Annotated in this window: 17 protein-coding genes and 1 tRNA gene; 8 read left to right on the forward strand and 10 right to left on the reverse strand. The window is 72.3% G+C overall.

The genetic code is table 11. The features are described from left to right. Positions 1-90: 90 nt before the first annotated feature. Genes ACH54P_RS42205 through ACH54P_RS42215 form a run of 3 tightly spaced genes read right to left on the reverse strand, consistent with a single transcriptional unit; the run spans position 91 to position 3,735 of the window. Positions 91-1,311, reverse strand: coding sequence for a methyltransferase domain-containing protein (locus ACH54P_RS42205; protein ID WP_489908903.1), 1,221 nt, complete (start codon positions 1,309-1,311; stop codon positions 91-93). A gap of 34 nt (positions 1,312-1,345) precedes the next feature. Further along, on the reverse strand, positions 1,346-2,332 hold the full coding sequence (locus ACH54P_RS42210; RefSeq protein WP_489908904.1) for an NAD-dependent epimerase/dehydratase family protein: 987 nt from the start codon (positions 2,330-2,332) through the stop codon (positions 1,346-1,348). Next, positions 2,329-3,735: a nucleotide sugar dehydrogenase gene (locus tag ACH54P_RS42215; RefSeq protein WP_489908905.1), complete on the reverse strand. Its 1,407-nt coding sequence runs from the start codon at positions 3,733-3,735 to the stop codon at positions 2,329-2,331. Before ACH54P_RS42215 ends, ACH54P_RS42210 begins: the two co-directional genes overlap by 4 nt. Before the next feature lie 257 nt (positions 3,736-3,992). Here ACH54P_RS42215 and ACH54P_RS42220 point away from each other — a divergent pair, with 257 nt between their 5' ends. Beyond that, positions 3,993-4,550 (forward strand): NUDIX domain-containing protein, encoded by a 558-nt coding sequence (locus ACH54P_RS42220; RefSeq protein ID WP_489908906.1) that lies wholly within the window; start codon positions 3,993-3,995, stop codon positions 4,548-4,550. Between the two features lie 4 nt (positions 4,551-4,554). Here ACH54P_RS42220 and ACH54P_RS42225 read toward each other — a convergent pair whose 3' ends face one another. After that, positions 4,555-5,403, reverse strand: coding sequence for an alpha/beta fold hydrolase (locus ACH54P_RS42225; protein ID WP_489908907.1), 849 nt, complete (start codon positions 5,401-5,403; stop codon positions 4,555-4,557). Positions 5,404-5,657: 254 nt separating this feature from the next. Here ACH54P_RS42225 and ACH54P_RS42230 point away from each other — a divergent pair, with 254 nt between their 5' ends. The 5 genes from ACH54P_RS42230 to ACH54P_RS42250 all read left to right on the forward strand — a co-directional run bounded on the left by ACH54P_RS42230 (position 5,658) and on the right by ACH54P_RS42250 (position 12,641). After that, the gene (locus tag ACH54P_RS42230; RefSeq protein ID WP_489908908.1) at positions 5,658-6,845 is read left to right on the forward strand and encodes an acyl-CoA dehydrogenase family protein; all 1,188 of its coding nucleotides are present in this window, start codon (positions 5,658-5,660) and stop codon (positions 6,843-6,845) included. Positions 6,846-7,119: 274 nt separating this feature from the next. Then, complete coding sequence (locus ACH54P_RS42235) at positions 7,120-8,721, forward strand: MFS transporter (protein ID WP_489908909.1); 1,602 nt, start codon at positions 7,120-7,122, stop codon at positions 8,719-8,721. Between the two features lie 96 nt (positions 8,722-8,817). Next, positions 8,818-9,981 (forward strand): DegT/DnrJ/EryC1/StrS family aminotransferase, encoded by a 1,164-nt coding sequence (locus tag ACH54P_RS42240; protein WP_489908910.1) that lies wholly within the window; start codon positions 8,818-8,820, stop codon positions 9,979-9,981. A 469-nt stretch (positions 9,982-10,450) separates the two neighbouring features. Beyond that, complete coding sequence (locus ACH54P_RS42245) at positions 10,451-11,467, forward strand: alcohol dehydrogenase catalytic domain-containing protein (protein WP_489908911.1); 1,017 nt, start codon at positions 10,451-10,453, stop codon at positions 11,465-11,467. A gap of 25 nt (positions 11,468-11,492) precedes the next feature. After that, positions 11,493-12,641, forward strand: a complete 1,149-nt coding sequence (locus ACH54P_RS42250) for a nucleotide disphospho-sugar-binding domain-containing protein (protein WP_489908912.1) — start codon at positions 11,493-11,495, stop codon at positions 12,639-12,641. A 382-nt stretch (positions 12,642-13,023) separates the two neighbouring features. On the opposite strand, the gene ACH54P_RS42255 is transcribed toward ACH54P_RS42250, so the two are convergent. From ACH54P_RS42255 to ACH54P_RS42275, 5 genes are all read right to left on the reverse strand, one after another. Then, entirely contained in the window at positions 13,024-13,236 is a 213-nt protein-coding gene (locus tag ACH54P_RS42255; protein WP_489908913.1) for a hypothetical protein, read from the reverse strand. Positions 13,237-13,501: 265 nt separating this feature from the next. Next, positions 13,502-13,765, reverse strand: coding sequence for a hypothetical protein (locus tag ACH54P_RS42260; protein WP_489908914.1), 264 nt, complete (start codon positions 13,763-13,765; stop codon positions 13,502-13,504). A gap of 322 nt (positions 13,766-14,087) precedes the next feature. Continuing rightward, positions 14,088-14,164 (reverse strand) — tRNA-Arg (locus ACH54P_RS42265). Between the two features lie 588 nt (positions 14,165-14,752). After that, the gene (locus ACH54P_RS42270; protein ID WP_489908915.1) at positions 14,753-15,136 is read right to left on the reverse strand and encodes a peptidase inhibitor family I36 protein; all 384 of its coding nucleotides are present in this window, start codon (positions 15,134-15,136) and stop codon (positions 14,753-14,755) included. A gap of 176 nt (positions 15,137-15,312) precedes the next feature. Next, a complete protein-coding gene (locus ACH54P_RS42275) occupies positions 15,313-16,353 on the reverse strand; it encodes a LacI family DNA-binding transcriptional regulator (protein ID WP_489908916.1) in 1,041 nt (346 codons plus the stop codon). Between the two features lie 75 nt (positions 16,354-16,428). On the opposite strand from ACH54P_RS42275, the gene ACH54P_RS42280 reads away from it, so the two are divergent. Both ACH54P_RS42280 and ACH54P_RS42285 read left to right on the forward strand, forming a co-directional pair. Further along, the gene (locus ACH54P_RS42280) at positions 16,429-17,610 is read left to right on the forward strand and encodes an MFS transporter (protein ID WP_489908917.1); all 1,182 of its coding nucleotides are present in this window, start codon (positions 16,429-16,431) and stop codon (positions 17,608-17,610) included. Between the two features lie 184 nt (positions 17,611-17,794). Then, positions 17,795-18,973 (forward strand): sensor histidine kinase, encoded by a 1,179-nt coding sequence (locus ACH54P_RS42285; RefSeq protein WP_489916948.1) that lies wholly within the window; start codon positions 17,795-17,797, stop codon positions 18,971-18,973. Here the strand turns inward: ACH54P_RS42285 and ACH54P_RS42290 are convergent. Next, entirely contained in the window at positions 18,947-19,585 is a 639-nt protein-coding gene (locus ACH54P_RS42290; RefSeq protein ID WP_489908918.1) for a phosphoglycerate mutase family protein, read from the reverse strand. The two genes, ACH54P_RS42285 and ACH54P_RS42290, sit on opposite strands and share 27 nt — an antisense overlap. Positions 19,586-19,637 lie beyond the last annotated feature (52 nt).

Here is a 19,637-nt window from a genome sequence, read left to right on the forward strand (position 1 = left end):
TCTGCTGTCCACAGTGGCCGGTGGTCCCGCACGAACGGAAAGGCCCCGCCGGGCGAATCCGGCGGGGCCTTTCACGAACCAGCGGAAGCGTCAGAACACCTCGACCTCGGGCACGAAGCGGATCCACTTGCCGCCGGCTGCGCGGAAGCCGCGCTCCTTGGCCGTGATCTCCGCCGCGTGGTTCCACGCGAACAGCACCGCGTAGTCCGGGTAGTCGTCCGTGAACGCCGACGGCGGCTTCACCGGCAGGTGCGAGCCCGGCAGCAGGTGGCCCTGCTTGCCCGGGGTCGAGTCGACGACGAACGGGATCAGGTCGGTGGTGATCCCGCAGTACGTCGTCACCGTCGAGCTCTTGCCCGGCGCGCCGTAGCCGACCACCGTCTTGCCCTCGGCCCGCAGGTGGGTGAGCAGCCCGACGAGGTTGTCGCGGATGCGCTCCACGTTGCGGCCGAACCGCGTGAACGTCAGCGGCTCCGAGAGCTTGCCCGCCTCCTCCTCGGCGAGGAGCGCGTCGAGCGCCGCCGACGGCGTGCGCGCGCCCGGGCGGGCGATGGTGTACCGGACTTCGCCGCCGTGCATGGCGATGTGCTCGGCGTGCACCAGCTCGAAGCCGAACCGCTCGGCCATCCGGCGCACCGAACCCGCGCTGAAGTAGAACACGTGCTCGTCGTAGATCTGGTCGAACGCCATGCCGTCGATGATCGTGCCGAGGTAGGGCTCCTCGAACACGAAGATGCCGTCCGCCGACAGCAGCGCGTCGATGCCCCGGAACAGCGATTCGACGTGGGCGATGTGGCAGATCGTGTTGGCGCCGAAGATGACGTCCGCGGCCCCGTGCGCGCCGCGGACGGCGGTCGCGGTCTGCTCGTCGAAGAACGCCGAGAGCACCTGGACCCCCTTCGCCCTGGCCAGGTCCGCGACGTTCCCGGACGGCTCGACGCCCAGGTGCCGGACCCCCGCCTCGGCGATCGCCGACAGCATCACGCCGTCGTTGCAGCCGATCTCGACGATGAACGGGTTGTCGCCGGTGAGCTCGTTGGCGAGGAACCACTCGGCGTCGGCCCGGAAGTGCGCGCGGTGGCCCGCCGAACCGGAGGCCTGGTACCGGTAGCCGGCGTGGTAGCGCAGCTCCTGCGGTACCTCCTCCATCAGCTGCACCATGGTGCAGTCCTCGCACGCCCCGACCGCGAGGCGGAAGCGGAACTCGCCGGCCACCTCGTGGGGGAGCAGGAAGCCGTTCGCCGTCGGCTGGTTGCCCAGGTCGACGAACTCGGCCACCCGGCCGCCGCACACCCGACACTTCGTTCCCATGGACTGGCCCTCACTGTTCGTGGTCATGGCTTCCTCACTCCGCGCCGCTGTCGTCCTGGCCGAGCCACCAGTCCGCCCCGCGCGCCCACTCGACGGTCTTGACCAGGCCGTCGCGCAGCGCGGTTTCGGGCCGCCAGCCGAGGATCGCCTGTGCCTTGGCGTTGTTCGGCACGCGCCGCGGCAGGTCCTGGTAGGACGCTCCGAGCTTTTCGCCGGTGTCGACGTCGACGACGTCGGTCACGCCGGTGATCTCGCCGACCAGCCGGACGACCTCGCCGACGGTGGTTTCCGCCATGCTGCCGATGTTGAACGCCTGGCCCGTCGAACCCGGGTGGTCCGCGGCGCGCAGCGTGCCCTCGATCGCGTCGTCGACGAAGGTGAAGCAGCGGGTCTGCCTGCCCTCGTCGTAGACGACCAGCGACCGCCGGTTGAGCGCGCGGTGGATCGACCGGCTGACGATGTAGGCCGGCCGCTGGCGCGGGCCGTAGACGTTGAAGTAGCGCACGATCGTCGCGTCCAGGCCGCGCTGGCGGGCGAAGGCGAAGGTCAGGTGCTCGGCCAGCGCCTTGCTGGAGGAGTAGGACCACCGGTCGTGCGACGTGCCGCCGAGCACGCGGTCGCCGTCCTCGTCCCACGGCACCGCCGGGTTCTTGCCGAACACCTCGCTGGTGCTGGCCAGGACGACCTTCGCGCCCGCCTCGAGCGCGAGGTCGAGCACCGACCGGGTGGCGGCGTAGTTGATGTCGATGACGTCGAGCGGGCGCGCCAGGTACTGGTCGACGCCGACGACCGCGGCGAGGTGGTAGACGACGTCGACGCCGGGCCGGATGACCTCCGCCAGCTTCGCGCTCTCGCGCAGGTCGCCGGTGACGTACCGGACGCCCTCGACCGGGAAGCGCGGCGCCACCGCGTCCAGGACGGTGACGCGGTCGCCGCGGTCGACCAGGCGCTCGACCAGGTGCGAGCCGACGAAACCGGTGCCACCGGTGACGACGGCGTGGCGGGCGGGGTGGGTGCTCATCGTCCGGTCTCCGTCCAGATCCGCTGCGCGCCTTCGTCCGGACCGGGGATCGCATCCCCGCGGCCGATGCCGCGGTAGACGTACCCGGCGGCGCGCAGCTCGGCGATCTTTTCCTTGGGGTAGTAGGCCCGGCCGTCGAGGACCAGGCAGTTCTCCGCGACCGGCAGGGCGGCGAAGTCGAGGTCGTGGAAGTCGCGGTGCAGGGCGAGGATCGCCAGGCAGTCCGCGTCCCGCACGGCCTCTTCGAGCGTGGCCGCGGGGCGGACGCCGAACAGCTCCTCGGCCGCGTCCGCGTCGACCAGGGGGTCGTACACGGCCACGGTGAGCCCCGCCTTGGCGAGCGTCTTCACCGCGCCGACGGTCGGCGTGGCCCGCAGGTCCCCGGTGTCGTTCTTGAACGCCAGGCCCAGCACGGCCACCTTGCTGCCGGTGGGGTTCTTCCCCTGGCGCACCAGTTCGTCGACGGCCAGCTGCGCGGTGTACTCCGGCATCCCGGCGTTGACCTCCCGGCCGGCCGGGGCCGTCCGGATCTGCAGCCCGAGCCGGTCGGCCGAGCGCCACACCATCCACGGGTCCTTGGTCAGGCACGAGCCGCCGACGCCCACGCTGGGGAGCAGGATGTTCACGTTGCCCGCGCCCTTGGGGATCGTGTTCGCCGCGGTGATCACGTCGAGCACGTCGACCCCGTAGAGCGCGCAGAACTTCGCGAGCTCGTTCGCCAGCGCGATGTTCAGGTCGATCCACCAGTTGCTGGCCAGCTTGACGATCTCGGCCGCTTCCAGCGAATCGCGGGGGATCACCTCGACCCCGAGCGTGCGCCGCCAGAACGCCTCCGCGGCGGCCTCGCTGTCCGCACCGAGACCGCCGGCGACGATCGGGAAGGTCTGCAGCTCGCGCAGGGCGGTGCCCTCGGCGAGCCGTTCGGGGGTGAACGCCAGGCCGAAGTCGGTGCCGCCGGTCAGGCCGCTCTCCTCCAGCAGCGGCAGCACGATGCCGCGCGTGGTCCCCGGTGGCACGGTGCTCTTCAGCACGATCAGCTGGCCGGGCCGCAGGTGCGCGCTCAGCGCCCGGCAGGCGCCGCGCAGCTGCTCCTCGGCGAGGGAGCCGTCCTCGCGCACGGGCGTGCCGACCGCGATCAGCACGACGTCGGCGGTGCCGGCCTCGGCGATGTCGGTGGTCACGCGGAGGTGCCCGTCGGCGAGGCCGCGGAAGATCAGCTCGGCGAGACCTTCTTCGGCGAACCGGCAGTGGCCGCGCGCGAGCTCGTCGACCAGGCGGGGATCGGTGTCGACGCCGATCACGTCGAACCCCCGGCCGGCCAGCGTCGCGGCGATGCACGAGCCGACGTAGCCGAATCCGATCACCGCCACTCGGAGCTGGTCCTTGTCGGGCAGAAAACGCATTCGCGTCTCCAATCGGGTGATGATGCCTCCGGGGCCGGCTCGCGGGCCGGCAGCGGCACCGAGCGCGGGTCCTGCAACGAACTCGTCGGGGGCGAACGAGCCGGACACGGCGGACCGGTCCTGCCGGTGGCCGGCCGGACCGCCGATCTCCCCAGCGACCATGGTCCGCGCGGGCCGCCGCCGGCCGCGTCTCCTCTGTTGCTTGTGGAGCACCGCCAGAGAAGCGCCGCCCGCCCGGCCGCGCCTATCGTGAAGCCATGGCTGACGCCGATCTCCCGGTGATCCGGCAGATCTCCACCCGGCAGGTGTACGAGAACGCCTGGTTGAGCGTCCGCGAGGACGCCATCGAGCGCCCCGACGGTTCGCACGGCGTCTACTCGGTGATCGACCGGCCCGACTTCGCCGTGGTGATCGCCGCGGAGCGCGGCGGGTTCCACCTCGTCGACCAGTACCGGTACCCGATCGCCGCGCGGTACTGGGAGTTCCCGCAGGGGTGCTTCCCCGGCCGCCGCGACGGCGACCCGCTCGAGCTGGCGCACCGCGAGCTGGCCGAGGAGACCGGCTTGCGCGCCGGCTCGATGGTGCCGATCGGCCGGCTGGCCGCCTGGCACGGCGCGAGCGGCCAGATGTGCACGGTGTTCCTGGCGACGGAGCTCGTCCAGGGCGAACCGGACCGCGAGCACGAGGAGCAGGACATGCGGCACCGGTGGTGCCCGCGCGCGGAGTTCGAGGACCTGATCCGGACCGGCGGGATCCGCGACAACACGACGGTTTCGGCGTACGCCCTGCTCCGGCTGCACGAAGAAGCCGCCTGATCCGTCACCGGGGTACCCGGCTGCCCGGACGCACGACCTCCCGCAGCGCCACGGCGAACTCGTCGGGCTGGGTGACGTAGCCGACGTGCCCGCCGGGCAGGTGCACGATCGGGTTGCCGGTGTGCTCGGCCAGCACCGTGTTGGGCCGGTACGGGAAGCGGTCGCGCGCCGTGGCGTCGCCGGCCAGCACCAGTTTGTCCGAAAAGGACTTCAGCAGCCGCAGGTTCGGGCGGTAGGCCGGGTAGGGCAGCAGCTCGTGCTCGAACCAGAACACGTGGTTGCGGCGGATCCGGCCGAGCATCTCGGCGAGCTCGTCCGGCGGCAGTTCGGTGCGCCGCGGCGGTTTCGTCGTCGTTTCCATGCCCATGCCCGAGCGGAACGCCTTGCGCGCGGCGTCGACACCCTCGCGCTGGTAGGTCTCGTACAGGTCGGCGTAGAACCCGAGCCACTGTTCCGCGTCCGGCAGCACCGACGCGAGCGGGGGCTCGTGCGCGACGACCGTGTGCACCAGGTCGGGGTGCCGTTCGAGCGTGGCGAGCGCGACGATGGCCCCGGAGCTCGACCCGAACACCGCGGCCGGGCCGGGGGCGAGGTGCCGCAGCAGGGCGCCGATGTCGTGCGCGTCGTCGGCCATCCGGTCGTCGCCGACCGGGCCGTCGAGCGGGCTGCGCGAGAAGCCCCTGCGGTCGTAGGTGATCACCGTGTACTCGTCGGAGAGGGTCTCCGCCAGCGGGACGAACGGCGCGGCGTCGCCGTTGCCGCTGGGGATGATCAGCAACGCCGGGCCGGCCCCGCGGACCTCGTAGTACAGGCTCGCGCCGGGTACGGCCAGCCGGTCGGTGGTGACTCGCATGCGCATCCTCCGGTCAAGGACGGGTTTGCGCCAGTGTCGGGCGGCACGCGCCGACGGCGCGTCTCTCCGCTTGGCCTCCTCGGCGGCCCTTTCCGGCTCGTCCGGCTCTTCCGGATTGCGCGACCTCCGGCGGCCGCATCCCGTGAGGTGCGACCACCGGGAACGGGTGCGAACGTCGGGGACGCGCGCGGCGTCCTGTTGCGCCCGGAGCCGCCCGGCCGGGCCTCCGTCGTTTTTGTCACACCGTGGAGGTCATGGTGCCGAGCACCCCCCTTCCGACCCGCGCCCAGCTCGTCGAACGCGCGGCCGGCCTGGTCCCGCTGCTGCGCAGGAACGCGGGCAAGGCCGCCGAGGACCGCCGCCTCACCGAAGAGACGATCGACGCCCTCGCCGACGCGGGGATCTTCAAGCTCCGCGTCCCCGCCCGGTTCGGCGGCTACGAGGCGGACACGACCACGCTGATGGAGGTGGCCGCGCAGCTCGGCCGCGGGGACGGCTCGGCGTCGTGGGTCGCCTCGGTCTACTCCATCCCCGGCTGGATGGTCTGCATGTTCCCGGAGGAGGTGCAGGAGGAGGTGTTCGCCACCCCGGACGTCCGGGTGTGCGGGACCCTCAGCCCCACCGCCTTCGCCAAGACCGTCTCCGGCGGCTACGTCGTCAACGGCAAGTGGAGCTTCATCAGCGGCGCGCCGCACGCGCACTGGCAGGAGATCATCGCCATCCTCGACCCGGGCGACGGCTCCGAGCCGTACCCGCTGATGGCCCTGGTCCCGATGGACGACCTGCAGGTCGTCGACGACTGGTTCGCCACCGGCCTCAAGGGCTCGGGCAGCCTCACCACGATCGCGCAGGACGTGTTCGTCCCGGCCGAGCGGGCGCTGCCGATGCCGACCGTCGTGCAGGGCAACACGGTCTCCGAGCGCAACGCGCGGATCCCGATCTACCGCGCGCCGCTGGTGCCGGTGGCCGGCGCGAGCAGCGTCGGCACCCTCCTCGGCCTGGCGCGCGCGGCCAAGGAGAACTTCCTGGAGTGGCTGCCGGGCCGCCGGATCGCCTACACCGCGTACTCGAAGCAGTCGGACGCCGCCGTCACGCACCTGCAGGTCGCCGAGGCCTCGCAGAAGATCGACCAGGCCGAGTTCCACGCCCGCCGGATCACGTCCACGGTGGACTGGAAGGCCGTCGAGGGTGTGCCGTGGACCCTCGAGGAGCGGGCCCGCAACCGGGCGGACGTCGGCGAGGTCTGCAAGCTGGCCAAGGAGGCCGTCGACATCCTCGCGGCCGGCGCGGGCGGCGCGTCGATCTACCAGCACGTGCCGATCCAGGGCATCCTGCACGACCTGCAGGCCGCGAGCCTGCACGCGTTGATCAACCCGACCACCGCCGCGGAATTGTACGGTCGTATTCTGTGCGGTTTGGAACCGGACACCGCATACATCTGAGTCCCGATTCCGCCGTCGGGCTCCGGCCCGCCGCGGGAATCCGTGGCCGCAGGTCAGGGCCTGTTTCACCGGGGGATAACAGTGGGAAACGCACGGTTCGGCCGGACAGTTCCCGGCGCGGGTCGCACCGCATTCCGGAAGATGCTCGTGACGAGCGGGCTCTGGGACAGTTACTCACCGTACGAACCGACCTCGAAGTCACAACGCCCTGTGCGTCTGGCCTTTGTGATCCCTCGGTTGGCCGGCGGCTTTGATGGAGAGAGGATGATGAAAAGTGACCGGTAACGGCGCGCCGCCCTTGGCCGGGCGGCGGGAATGGTGGGGGCTGGCGGTGCTCGCCCTCCCCACGATGTTGACGATGATGGACATCAACGTCCTGTTCCTCGCGCTCCCGCACCTGAGCGCTGACCTGGGCGCGAGCAGCACCGAGCAGCTGTGGATCACCGACATCTACGGCTTCCTGATCGCCGGGTTCCTGGTGACCATGGGCACGCTCGGTGACCGGATAGGGCGGCGGAAGGTCCTGGTGACCGGCGCCACCGCCTTCGGCATCCTTTCGGCGATCGCCGCGTTCTCGACCAACCCCGAAATGCTGATCGTCATCCGCGCCCTGCTGGGCATCGCGGGTGCGACGATCATGCCCTCGACGCTCGCGTTGATCATGGGCATGTTCCAGCACCCGAAGCAGATGGGTGCCGCGATCGGTGTCTGGGCCACCTCGATGATGGCCGGTATCGCCCTCGGCCCGGTGGTCGGCGGCCTGCTGCTGGCCTCGTTCTGGTGGGGCTCGGTCTTCCTGCTCGCGGTGCCGATCATGGTGCTGGTGCTGGTGTTCGGGCCGATCCTGCTGCCCGAGTTCAAGAACCCCAACGCGGGCAAGCTCGACCTGGTGAGCGTGCTGCTGTCCCTGCTGGCGATCCTGCCCTTCATCTGGGGCCTCAAGGAGGTCGTCCGCTCCGGCTGGGCGGTCGCGCCGGTCCTGGTGGCGGTGGCGGGTGTCCTGTTCGGCGTCCTGTTCGTGGTCCGGCAGCTCAAGCTGGCGAACCCCCTGCTGGACGTCCGCCTGTTCGCGATCAAGGCCGTCTCCGGTGGCCTGATCCTGGGCCTGCTGTTCGCCGCGATCCAGGGCGGCACGGGCCTGCTCGTGACCCAGCACCTGCAGGAGGTGGAGGGCTTCACGGCCCTGAAGTCCGCGCTGCTGCTGCTGATCCCGGCCGTGATCATGGTGATCGGCATCCAGGTGACCAACCCGCTGTCGCTGAAGGTGCGGCCCGGCATCATCATGATGGTCGGCATGCTCATCGCGGCGGTCGGCATGCTGGTGCTGAGCCTGTACGACACGACTTCGGGCGTGGCCGTGCTGATCCTCGGCTCGAGCATCATCTTCATCGGCGGCAGCCCGATCGGCGTCCTGGTGAACAAGGTCGTCATGGGTTCGGCCCCGCCGGAGAAGATGGGGTCGGCGGCTTCGCTGCAGTCGACCGGTGGTGAGCTGGGTGTCGCGCTCGGCATCGCCGCGCTCGGCAGCATCGCGACGGCGGCGTACCACAGCCACCTGACCGTGCCGGCCAGCGTCACCGGCCCGGCCGCCGACGCGACCCGCGAAAGCATCTCCTCCGCGGTCCAGGCGGCGGGTTCGCAGCCGCCGGCCGTCGCGCAGGACCTGCTTTCCGCGGCGGGCAACGCGTTCACCAGCGCCCTGAACACCACCGCGGGCATCTGCGCGGTCGTGTTCGTGGCACTGGCCGCGCTGGCCTTCGTCACCCTCCGGCACATCCCGGTCCCGCCGGCGCCGCCCACGGGCCCGCCGCCGGAGGCCGCGCCGGAAGGTGCCGCCGCGGAAGGGGAGACCTCCGCGGAGGCGGCGCAGGCCTGACGGCCGGCCGCGACAACGGAAAACCCAGGGTCCGGCCGGATCGCCATCGCGATCCGGCCGGACCCGCCCGTGATCCAGCCATCTCGAGGAGTCCCGATGGAGCCCATGATCAACGTCATGCAGCCGGCGCTCGGCGAGCGCGAGCTCGCGGCCGTCCGGGAGGTGTTCGAGAGCAACTGGATCGGCCGCGGCACCCGCACGCACGAGTTCGAGTCGGCTTTCGCGCGGCACATCGGGGTGGACGCCGGGCACGTGACGTCGACGAACTCCTGCACCGAGGCCACGTTCATCGCGATGGAGCTCCTGGAGATCGGGCCGGGTGACGAGGTCGTGCTGCCGACGCCGAGCTTCGTGGGCGCGGGCAACGCGATCGCCTCCCGCGGCGCGGTGCCGGTGTTCTGCGACGTCGACGAAGCGACGCTGAACCCGCGCGTCGAGGACATCGAGGCGGTGCTGACCGAGCGCACCAAGGCGGTGCTGATCCTCCACTACGGCGGCTACCCGGGCGAGGTCGCGCGGATCGCCGAGCTGTGCCGCGACCGCAGCATCTTCCTGATCGAGGACGCCGCCGTCGCCATCGCGTCCACTGTGGACGGCCAGAGCTGCGGCACCTTCGGCGACATCGGCGTGTGGAGCTTCGACCACGGCAAGATCGTGGTCACCGTGGACGGCGGCATGCTGTGCGTGCGCGACCCGGAGCTGGCCGCCCGCGCCCCCAAGATCGCCTACCTGGGCATGGAGCAGCGCAGCGGGTACGACCAGGCGATGCGCGCCCAGACCCGCTGGTGGGACTTCGACGTGACGTCGTTTTCCCGCCGTTCCACCACGAACGACGTGCTAGCCGCCATCGGCACGGTCCAGCTGAGCCGCCTGGACGAGTTCATCAACCGGCGACGTGAGGTCGCCGGGGCGTACGACGCGGGGCTGGAGGGGGTGCCCGGGCTGCGCGTCCCACCGCCCCTGCCCGCCGGGCACACGTCGTCGTACTACATGTACTGGCTCCAGTTCGACGACGGGATCCGCGACCAGGTGGCCCGCGACCTGTACGAGTGCGGGGTGTACACGACGTTCCGCTACCCGCTGCTGCACCAGGTCGCGGCGTACGGCTCCGACGCGGTGTTGCCTGGCGCCGAGGCTGCCGCGGCGAAGACGCTGCTGCTGCCGATGCACCAGTCCCTGTCCGACGCGGACGTCGACCGGGTGATTTCTTCCGTGCGCGAGTGCACCGGACGACGCACCCGCGGCACCCGCGCGGCTTGAGCTGCCTGCCTGGCTTGAGCGGCCCGTGCCGCCTGAGCTGCCCGAGCCACCGCGCGGCCCGAGCCCCTTGGGCCGCACCAGCGGCCTGAGCCGCCCGCGCGCCATGAACTGCTCGAGCCGCCGGAGCTGCCTGCGCGGCCATGCCGCCTGAGCTGCCCGCGTGGCTTGAGGGCCTAGGCCGCCCGCGCCGCCCGCGCCGCCCGCGCCGCCCGCGCGGGCGGCGCGACCGGGCCGCGCGCGTGCCCTGAACCGGCCCAGTCGCCTGAGTTGCCTGCGTGGCCCGCCCGGCCCACGCCGCGTGTGCGCCCTGGGCGGCCCGCGTGGCCTGAACTGCCCGACAGCTCCGCTTCCGCAGCCCCCCGTCCCGCGGCTTGGCTTCCGCAGCCGGGGAGACGCTCGGGCGGGGGCTGTCCTGGCACCGTTGCCCGTGCGGGTCCCGAACGTTTTCCGTCCAGTGAGGATGATGGTCATGAAGGCTGCGGTAATCCCCGGGGTCAACGAGGAGTGGGAGCTGCGGGAGGTGCCGACCCCCGAGCCCGGCCCGGCGGACGTGCTGATCCGCGTGCGGGCGTCCGGGATCTGCTCGAACGACGTCCTGGTGACCAAGGGCCTGCTGCCGTTCCCGGCGTTCGACCCCGCCATCCCCGGCCACGAGCCGGTCGGCGAGGTTGTCGCGGTCGGTGACGCGGTCACCAGCCGCCGGGTCGGCGACGTCGTCGGCACCACCTGGATCCGCGGCACCTGCGGCAGCTGCGACTACTGCCGGCTCGGCTTGCCTCTGTCCGCGCGCGCTGCCTTTGCCTGCGCCGCCCCGGTTTCCACCGGCTTCACCGTCCAAGGTGGACAGGCCGAGTACATCGCCGTCGCCGCCGACCAGACCGTGCTCATCCCCGACCACCTGTCGCCGGAGCTGGCGGTTCCGGTGCTGTGCGCGGGATACACGAGCTGGAGCGCGCTGCGCTCGGCCGACCCGAAGCCGGGGGAGCGGGTCGCGGTGGTCGGCATCGGCGGGCTGGGTCACCTCGCCGTGCAGTACGCCCGCGCGTGCGGCTTCGACACCATCGCCGTCACCAGCTCGCCGGAGAAGCACGACCTGGCCCGTGACCTCGGAGCGGGCACGGTGGTGTCCAACGGCGAAGAGCTGCGCGCGGCCGGCGGGGCCGACGTCGTGCTCGTCACCGGGACGTCCTACCGCGCGGCCGCGGACGCGATGACCGGCCTGAACGTCAACGGTCGGCTGGTGCTGGCCGGCATCGACGTCACGGAGCCGTTCACGCTGCCGCCGATGCTGCCGTTCTTCGGACTGGGCCAGCAGATCATCGGCGCGACCCACAACGGCACGGAGTACCTGCGCGAGGCGCTGGACCTGGTGGCCGCGGGCAAGGTCAAGCCGCTGGTGGAGACGTTCGCGGCCGAAGACGTCGCCGAAGCCGTCCGGAAGGTCGGCAAGGGCGAGGTGCGGTTCCGCGCCGTCGTCACGTACTGACCGCGTCGGGCGCCAGGGGGACGTTGTGCGGATCCTGTTCACCACCGTGGCCCTGCCCGGTCACTTCTTCCCGCTGGTCCCGCTGGCGTGGGCCTGCCGCGCGGCCGGGCACGAGGTCCTGGTGCTCAGCGCGGCGGACTTCGTCCCGACGGTCCTCGGTTCGGGCCTGCCGGCGGCGTCCTCGGGACCGGCGGAGCGCTTCGCCGACCTGGTCGCCGACGACCGCCCGAGCGCCGGCCTGGCGGAGCAACGCGCGGCCCACGGCCGGGTGTTCGGCCGGATGGCGTCCCGCAGCCTGCCGGGCACGTCGGTGGTCATGCGGGAGTGGCAGCCCGACGTGGTGGTGAGCGAGCGAGCCGAGTTCGCCGGCCCGCTCGCGGCGTGGCACCTGGGGATCCCGCAGGTGGAGCTGCACTGGGGAGTGGCGGCCCTGCCCGAGTACCGCACGGCGGCGGCGAAGGAGCTGTCGGTCCAGCTGGCGGCCCGCGGCCTGGAGGCCCTGCCCCGCCCGGCGGCGGTGCTCAACCCGTGGCCCCCGTCCCTGCGCCTGCCGCACGCGGCCGGCCACACGGGCATCCGCCCGCTGGCGTACAACGGCGAAGCCCGGGTACCGGACTGGGTGCTGCGCCGCCGTCGCCGGCCGCGGGTGTGCCTGACGCTGGGCACGGTGGTGCCGCGCACGGGCCGCAGCCAGGTCGCCGGGAGCGTGCCCGACATCGTCGCGGCCCTGGCGGGCCTCGGGGTGGAGATCGTGGTGGCCGTGGACGACCGCATCGCGGCGGGCTGGCCGGCACTGCCCCCGGAGGTCCACCACGTGGGCCGCATGCCCCTGTCCCCGGTGTTCGCCACGTGCGACGCGGCCATCCACCACGGCGGCCAGGGCACGGCCCTGACGGCGATCGAGGCAGCCCTGCCCCAGCTGGTCCTCCCGGTGTTCGACGACCAGTTCGACAACGGAGCAGCAATAACGAAGGCCGGGGCGGGCATCCGCCTCCTCCCGAACGAGATAGCCCCGGCGGCGATCGCGGCGCGGTGCGAGGAGATTCTGTCCAGGCCCGGCTACCGCCGGTCGGCGGAGACGCTGGCGGCGGAACTGGCCGCACAGCCGACCCCGATCGAGGTGGCGGAGAAGCTGCCCGGGCTGGTGGCGGGCGGGTTAGCGGAGGCGGCCTGACTCCGGTGGGCACGGCGCGGTCTGGGGCCGGTTGTGGACCGGGTTGTCGGTGCTGCAGTGCCGGAGCACTTCCGGCTGCGCGCTCGGTGGGCGGGTTGCCGGGCGCGCGGAGTGCTGGGTGCGGTGTTCACCGTGCTCGCCTGGGCCGGGACCCGGCCTGGCGTTGCCGGGTTGGCCTAGTCCGGGCCAGGCGCACTCCGCCGCTTGGGTAGACGGGGCGGGACGCCCGCCCGGCTTCCCACACGCACGGCCGGCCCCGTTCGCCCGGCGAGACCGCTGCCGATCAACCCGGCCAGGCGGCTGGGTTGACGTGGAGATATGCCCAATTCCGTGCGTGCGGCACCTATCGCAGGACCGACCCGAAACCCCGGCCGGGGGGAAGTCAGAACCAGGCGGTCAGACGCTCGAAGGCCTCGCGTTCCTGGCGGCTGAGCGGTGGCTGAAGGCGCAGGTCCGGGTGCCAGACGGGCGCGAGGTACGCCGGCGCCGCGAAGGGGCCGGGGCCGGTGAGCCCGTTGAGCAGGTAGCCGGTGTGGCTGTAGCCCGCCGTTCGCTCCATCGCGTTCAGCAGCTTCCTCACCATCGGATCTGGCACCGGAACGTCCTCCGCATTCGTCAGACCGGGGCGGGGCGTGCCGCCTCGTTCTTCCATCATGCTGTTTCCGGCGGGGAAATTCCACCTTCGTGTGGTCCGAACGGGCGTCCTCTCCCCGGTGAGGAGGCTCTGAGCAGCGCTTTCACCGTCAGGGGCCCCGGGGGCGAGGTCAGACCGCCCCAAGAGAGCAATCTGGAAGATGCGCGGCGCCCGTGATTCGGGTAGGGCCCGCCCCGGGCGGGCGACCACCGTCTACAAGCGACAGTCAGGCGGCCTCCGAAGTGGACGGAGGCGTGCGGGGGTGCGGGGCCGCCGTATCCGGGGTGGGCGGGGTGCGGTCGAGCGGGACGTCGGGCCGTCGCGTGGACGCGGGGTCCGCAGATTCCTCGGCCTGCCGGATGGCGAGGCGGCTCAGCTTCCTCAGGTGCCGTTGCACCAGTCCGGCGCGCCGCGCCTCGGCGAACACGGCGCGAGCGGCGCCGTTCGTCCGGCGGCGGTGGTGTCGGGGGGTGGAATTCTGGTCCGTCATGGTGTTCGTCCTCGAAAGGTCGGAGGGGCGCGTCGGCGGCACCACGGAGTCATTGCTCGGTGTGATCGCCCGGTCGCGGGGAAGAACGGCGAGCGGGATCACCGTTCGGATAACAAGATTGTCTCGGGGGTGCGGGGCGCCGGATTTGTTGGGCCAGTTGGCCGCACGCGCCGGCTGTCGCCCGGTCGGGTGCGGGGCAAGGAGAATGCGGGCCGCTACCGTCCACTGTGGGACATGACGTCCTGGACGACACGTCCGGGTGTGAGGCGAATCTCTTGCTTTGAACACGCCGTGCGCGACCTGCGCACGGCGTCTTCCCTGGTGGCGCCCCCGGCAGGACTCGAACCTGCGACCTAGAGATTAGAAGGCTCTTGCTCTATCCAGCTGAGCTACGAGGGCCCGCGCCGACGGCTGGCTGCCGGTCGTGCCGGTCGCCCGGCACGGGCAGCTTAGTCGTCGCCATCCTCTCGATCGTTCGACACCGGCGAATCGTTTCAGGTCTCGTTCGACGTAAATTCGGAAAGTTCGGTGACGACGAGGACACCAGGGGTGACGCCCCGGCGAGGACGTGATCTCGTGACCCGTGCGGGTGAAGTGGTGTGGACCTTTCACCGCGGCGACCCGGGTGGCCGGGGCGATTCGAGGCCGGGTGAAAGCACGGTGTCACCTCCTGTGGGTGTTGTGGGCGAGGCTTCGGGCGGGGTGGGAGTGTCATCCAGCGGAGGGTGCCGCGTCGGATGGACGCTCGCCTGGAGCGGGGCGTGGCGGGAACCCCGGGGTGAGCGTGACTCCTGTCGGTGCTGTGGATGGGCCTGGGCGTGGTGAGGGCGCCGCGGACCTCGGGGAGGCCCGTGGGCGCGCCACGCCGCAGAGGCGCGCCCACGGGATGGGGCCGCTGTCGGGGGAGCGGCCCCGGACGGGCCCGGCCGTCGCCGCGAGCCGACTCGCTCCGGGAAGCGGGCGGCGGTTCGGGCCCAGCTCAGGGGATCACTCCCAGATCTGGATCCCGCGGACCAGGAAGGGCGCGTCCGGCACGAACGTGCCGCCACCCGGATAGGTGACGAAATCTCCCTCGGTCGAGCATTCCTCGCTCTGGTACACCGTGACGTCGCGGCTCATCAGATTCGCGAACGACGATCCGTCGAATCCTTCGGGCAGTGGAATGCATTCCCCGGGATTCGCCGTGCGCAGGTCGAAACGCTGGGCGTCACCCCCGTAGCCGTCGGCGGACCACAGGCAGAATTCGCCCTTCCGGCAGCCCGGATCCGCCTGGCCGGGCGCGGCGGTGGCCACTCCGGCGCTGGTCAGGAGCCCGACCACGGCGAGGACCAAGACGTGCGGGAGCCGGGCGCGAAGACGACGTGAAGACATTTGCGATTTCCTCTCTGGAGTCGCGGCCCGGGTGGCCGCGGTGAACCGGTGATTCCAGATTGGCGGGCGGGGACGGGTTTGTCAGCCCGCGATTTCGATTCTGTGGACAACTGCCCGGCGAAGAAATGGTTGTCCACAGCCGCGCGGAACGGTCTTGCGGACGGCCGAAGACGGTGCTAGGCGGTGCTGCCCCGCACCACCAGCGAAACCGGCACCTCCGCCGGCGGAGGGACCTCGCCGCCGTCCAGCAGGCGCAGCACCAGCTCCCCGGCGATCCGGCCCTTGGCCGCGAGGTCCTGCCGGACCGTCGTCAGCGGGGGCGAGGACCACGACGCCGGCGGGCTGTCGTCGAACCCGACCACCGACAGCTCACCCGGCACACCGATCCCGAGCTCCCTCGCGGCGGCGAGCACGGCCAGCGCGAGCTGGTCGGACATGCACAGCACCGCCGACGGGCGCGGCGACCGCCCGAGCAGCGCGAACGCGCCCTCCAGCGCGCTCTCCGCGCTGAGTCCGGCGGCTTCGTGGACGACGACCTCGCAGCCGGGACCCAGCTCGTCGAGGTAGCCACCGAGCCGTTCGCGGGTGTCCCGGAACGCCGCCGACGACGCCGAGGCCACCGTCAGCGGCCCACCGCCAGGCGTGACGTGGCTGCACGCGGCGAAGATCCCGAACCGCCGGTGCCCCAGGTCCAGCAGGTGCCGCGCGGCCAGCGCCGCGCCCACCCGGTCCTGGCAGCCGATCCGCGCCGCGCCGGGCAGCAGCGGCTGGTCGATCACCACCAGCGGCAGCCCCCGCGCCCGCACCGCCTCCAGCGCCGGGGCGTCGTCGACCAGCGAATAGGCGACCGCGATGTCGGCCTGCGCGGACAGCACGCGGGAAGCGGGCGGGCCGCCCGGCAGGAGCAGCAGCGCGTGCCCGCGCGGGTCGACCACCCGCGCCAGCGCGTCCAGCGTCAGTGACAGCGCCGGATCGGAGAACGCCGTGGACAGCGAGGTGTCCAGCAGCACGGCGACCGCGCCGGTGCGGCTGGTGGCGAGGCTCCGCGCGGTCGGGTCCGGGCCGGCGTAACCCAGCTCCGCCGCCGCCCGCAGCACCTGTTCCCGCAGCTGCGCGGACAGCTGGTCGGGCCGGTTGTAGGCGTTCGACACCGTGGCCCGCGAGACGCCGACAGCCTCGGCGACGTCGTCGAGCGTGGGACGGCGCCGCCGGGTCATCCGCGCAGCCTAGCCGGAAACCCGTGGACTTTCTGAAGCGCTTAAGTCAAGCTGGGACAACGGAAGGGGGCAGTGATGCGGGACCGGATCGCGGTGTTCACCGTGTTCGCCCTCAACGGGCTCGCGCTGGGCTCGTGGGCGTCGCGCACCCCCGCGCTCGCGGCGCAGGTACACGCCTCGCCAGGGGTTTTCGGTCTCGCGCTGCTCGGTGCGAGCGTCGGGATGCTCGCCGCCGCTTCCGTGGCCGGACGGCTGATCGAGCGGGCCGGGGCCCGGGCGGTCGTCGCCGGGAGCACCGCGCTGGCCGCCGGTTCGCTGGTGCTGATCGGGTTCGCGCCCACCGTGCCGCTCCTGGCCGGGGCGCTGCTCGTGATCGGTGCGAGCGTCGGGATGCTCGACGTCGCGATGAACGTCGCCGCCGTGGCTGTCGAACGCCGGTCGCGCAAGCCGATCATGGCGGTGTTCCACGCCGGCTTCAGCTTCGGCGCGCTCGCCGGTTCGCTGGCCGCGGGCCTCGCCGCCGGTCACGGCTGGTCCCCGGCGCGCCACCTCACCGTGGCCGCCGTCGTCGCCGTCGCGGTGCTGTTGCTCGTGGTCCGCGCCGTCCCGGGCATCCACCCGGAGCACCCCGACGCCCCTGTCTCGACCCCCGGCCGTGCGCCGATCCGCCGTCCGGTGCTGTGGCTGCTCGCGGCGGTCGCGCTGTGCTCGGCGATCGCCGAGGGCGCGTCCTCGGACTGGTCCGCGCTGCTGATGACGGCCGAACGCGGCGTCGGCCAGGGCGCCGCCGCCCTCGCGTTCGCCGGGTTCCAGCTGGTCATGGCGCTGACCCGGCTCGCCGGTTCGTGGGCGCAACGGCGCTTCGGCCCCACCCGCTGCCTGGCCGCCGGTTCGGCGCTGGCCGCGGCCGGACTGCTCGCCACGGCCACGATCCCGGTCGCCGCCGTCGGTTACGCCGGCTTCGCGCTCGCCGGCGCGGGCCTCGCCGCGTCGTTCCCGCTCGCGCTCAGCCTCGCCGGCGACGCCGGGAAACGCGGTGACGGCGCCGGCGGCGAGCGGGAGATCGGCTTCGTCACGGCCATCGCCTACACCGGGTTCCTCGGCGGTCCGCCGATCATCGGCGGCATCGCGCAGGTGACGGACTACAGCGTGGCGTTCGTGTTCGTGGCGTTCGTCGCGGCGCTGATCCTGCCCGCCGCGGTCGCCGCGCGCCGGTCGCGACGGCGCGAGGAAGCGGCCGCGATGGTCGGCCGGTAGCCGCTCCCGGTACGAAATCCGTGCCGCGACCGGGGTTTCCGCCACGGCCGGGCCGTTGACAGGCTCACGGTGCGCCAGGCAAGCTGATCCCCGTCGGTAAACTGAAATGAATACGGCGACGTTTTAATTTCAGGTCGGCTGATCAAGGTAGGGGCCTTGGTCCGGGGAGGACGTCGTGAGGGTTGTGCTGCTCGGCGGGGCGGGGGCGCTCGCCGCCCGGGGCGTGCGGTCCGGTGGAGCCGGGCTTTCGCTGGTGCAGGGGGCCGTGCCCCGGCTCGTGCTCGTGCCGGTCGCGTTCCGGCTGGCCCTGTTCCTGCAGGCGATCTGGTCCACCGACACGCTCGGGGCCGCCGCGCTCTGGCTCGCGGCGACCGTCTACGTGGTCCCGAACCTCCTCGAAGTCGCCTGGGTCTTCCGCCTGAGCAGCGGCATCCGGACCGTGCTGGCCGCCGACACCGCGTACACGCTCGTCACGAGCCTGGCCACAGCCGCGTTCGCCGCGCACTCGCCCGACCTGCTCACCCTGACCTGGCCGAACATCATGGGCACGGTCATGGTGTGGACCCTGCTGCGCGGCGCGCCGGCGGGCGCGGTGGCGATCGCCGCCGCCGTGCTCCTGCGGTACGGCATGGCCGCGGTATCGGGGACGTCGGCGCCCGCGACGTGGATCCTGCTCGCCCTGGTCGCGGCCGCCGTGACGGCGCTGGCGATCGTGCTGCTGGTCGCCGGGTCGATGCGGTACGCGCTCGGGCTGGGCGAGCAGCGCGGCCGGGCCGCCGAGCGGGAGCGGCACCGCCGGGACGTGCACGACACCGTGCTGCAGGTGATGGAATCCCTCGCGCTGCCGGCCCCCGGCGACGTCGTCGACCCGATCGGCAGCCTCGACCAGGTCCGCCGCACCGCCCGCGCGCACGCCCTGCGCCTGCGGCTGAGCCTCGACGGCGACGCGCCCGCCGAGCCGGGCGGCCTCGAACACCGCCTCGGCGCGCTGGCGGTCGAGATGACGGCGGACGGCCTGCGCGTCGACCTCGTCGTGCTCGCGAAGCCCACCGAAGTCCCTGAAGGCGTCGTCAACGCGCTTCACGACGCCACGCGCGAAGCGCTGCGAAACACCTTGAAGCACGCGAAGACCGCGAAAGCCGTGGTGTGCCTCGAAGAGCGCGAAGGCGTCATCACGGTGTCCGTGCGCGACCACGGCACGGGGTTCGACCTCGGCGCGCGCCGGTCCGGGTTCGGCATCGAGAACTCGATCCACGCGCGGCTGGCGGAGATCGGCGGCACCGCGCGCATCGATTCGGCGCCCGGGCAGGGCACCCGCGTCGTGCTGACCGCGCCGCTAAAGCTGCGTTTCCCCGTCGGGTGAGTCGCGCCACTGGGCGAACGGGCGGTCGAGCGTCCACTTGCCAGCCTGCTCGTCGAGGACGCGGTGTTCGCAGGTGGCCGGGTTGGACAGCGACTCGAACAGCTCGATGCTCCAGCCGAAGAGGCGGCGGCACAGCAGCCGCAGCGTGAGCCCGTGCGACACGATCAGGACCGTCTCGGGGTGACTTTCGTCGCGCTGGCGCAGATCGGACAGGAACGCCGCGACGCGGTTGTCGACGTCCGCGCCGGACTCGCCGAACGGCAGCCGGTAGAAGAAGTGCCCGAACTCGTTGCGCCGCGCCTTCTGGATCTCCTGCTCGGCCGGGTCCTGGAGGTTGCCCCAGTCCTGTTCGCGCAGCCGAGGCTCCTGCACGAGCCGTTCGCACGAGGCCTCGATGTCCAGCAGCCGCAACGTCTCCCGGGTGCGCAGGTACGGGCTGACGTACACCGCGGGCCGGACGCCGTCGAGCAGCCGGGCGATCTCCGGTGCCACCGCGAGCGCTTCCCGCTCGCCCTTTTCGGTCAGCGGCAGGGCGTGGTCGGGGATCCGCGTGTAGGCGAGCTCGTCGACGTTGCCGAGTGCCTCGGCGTGCCGCAGGAGGATCATTCTCACGCTCCCATCCTGCCCGTCACACGGGCCTGACCGGGGCTGGGCATACCCTCAG

Source organism: Amycolatopsis sp. N2S4-7, from assembly GCF_058119595.1.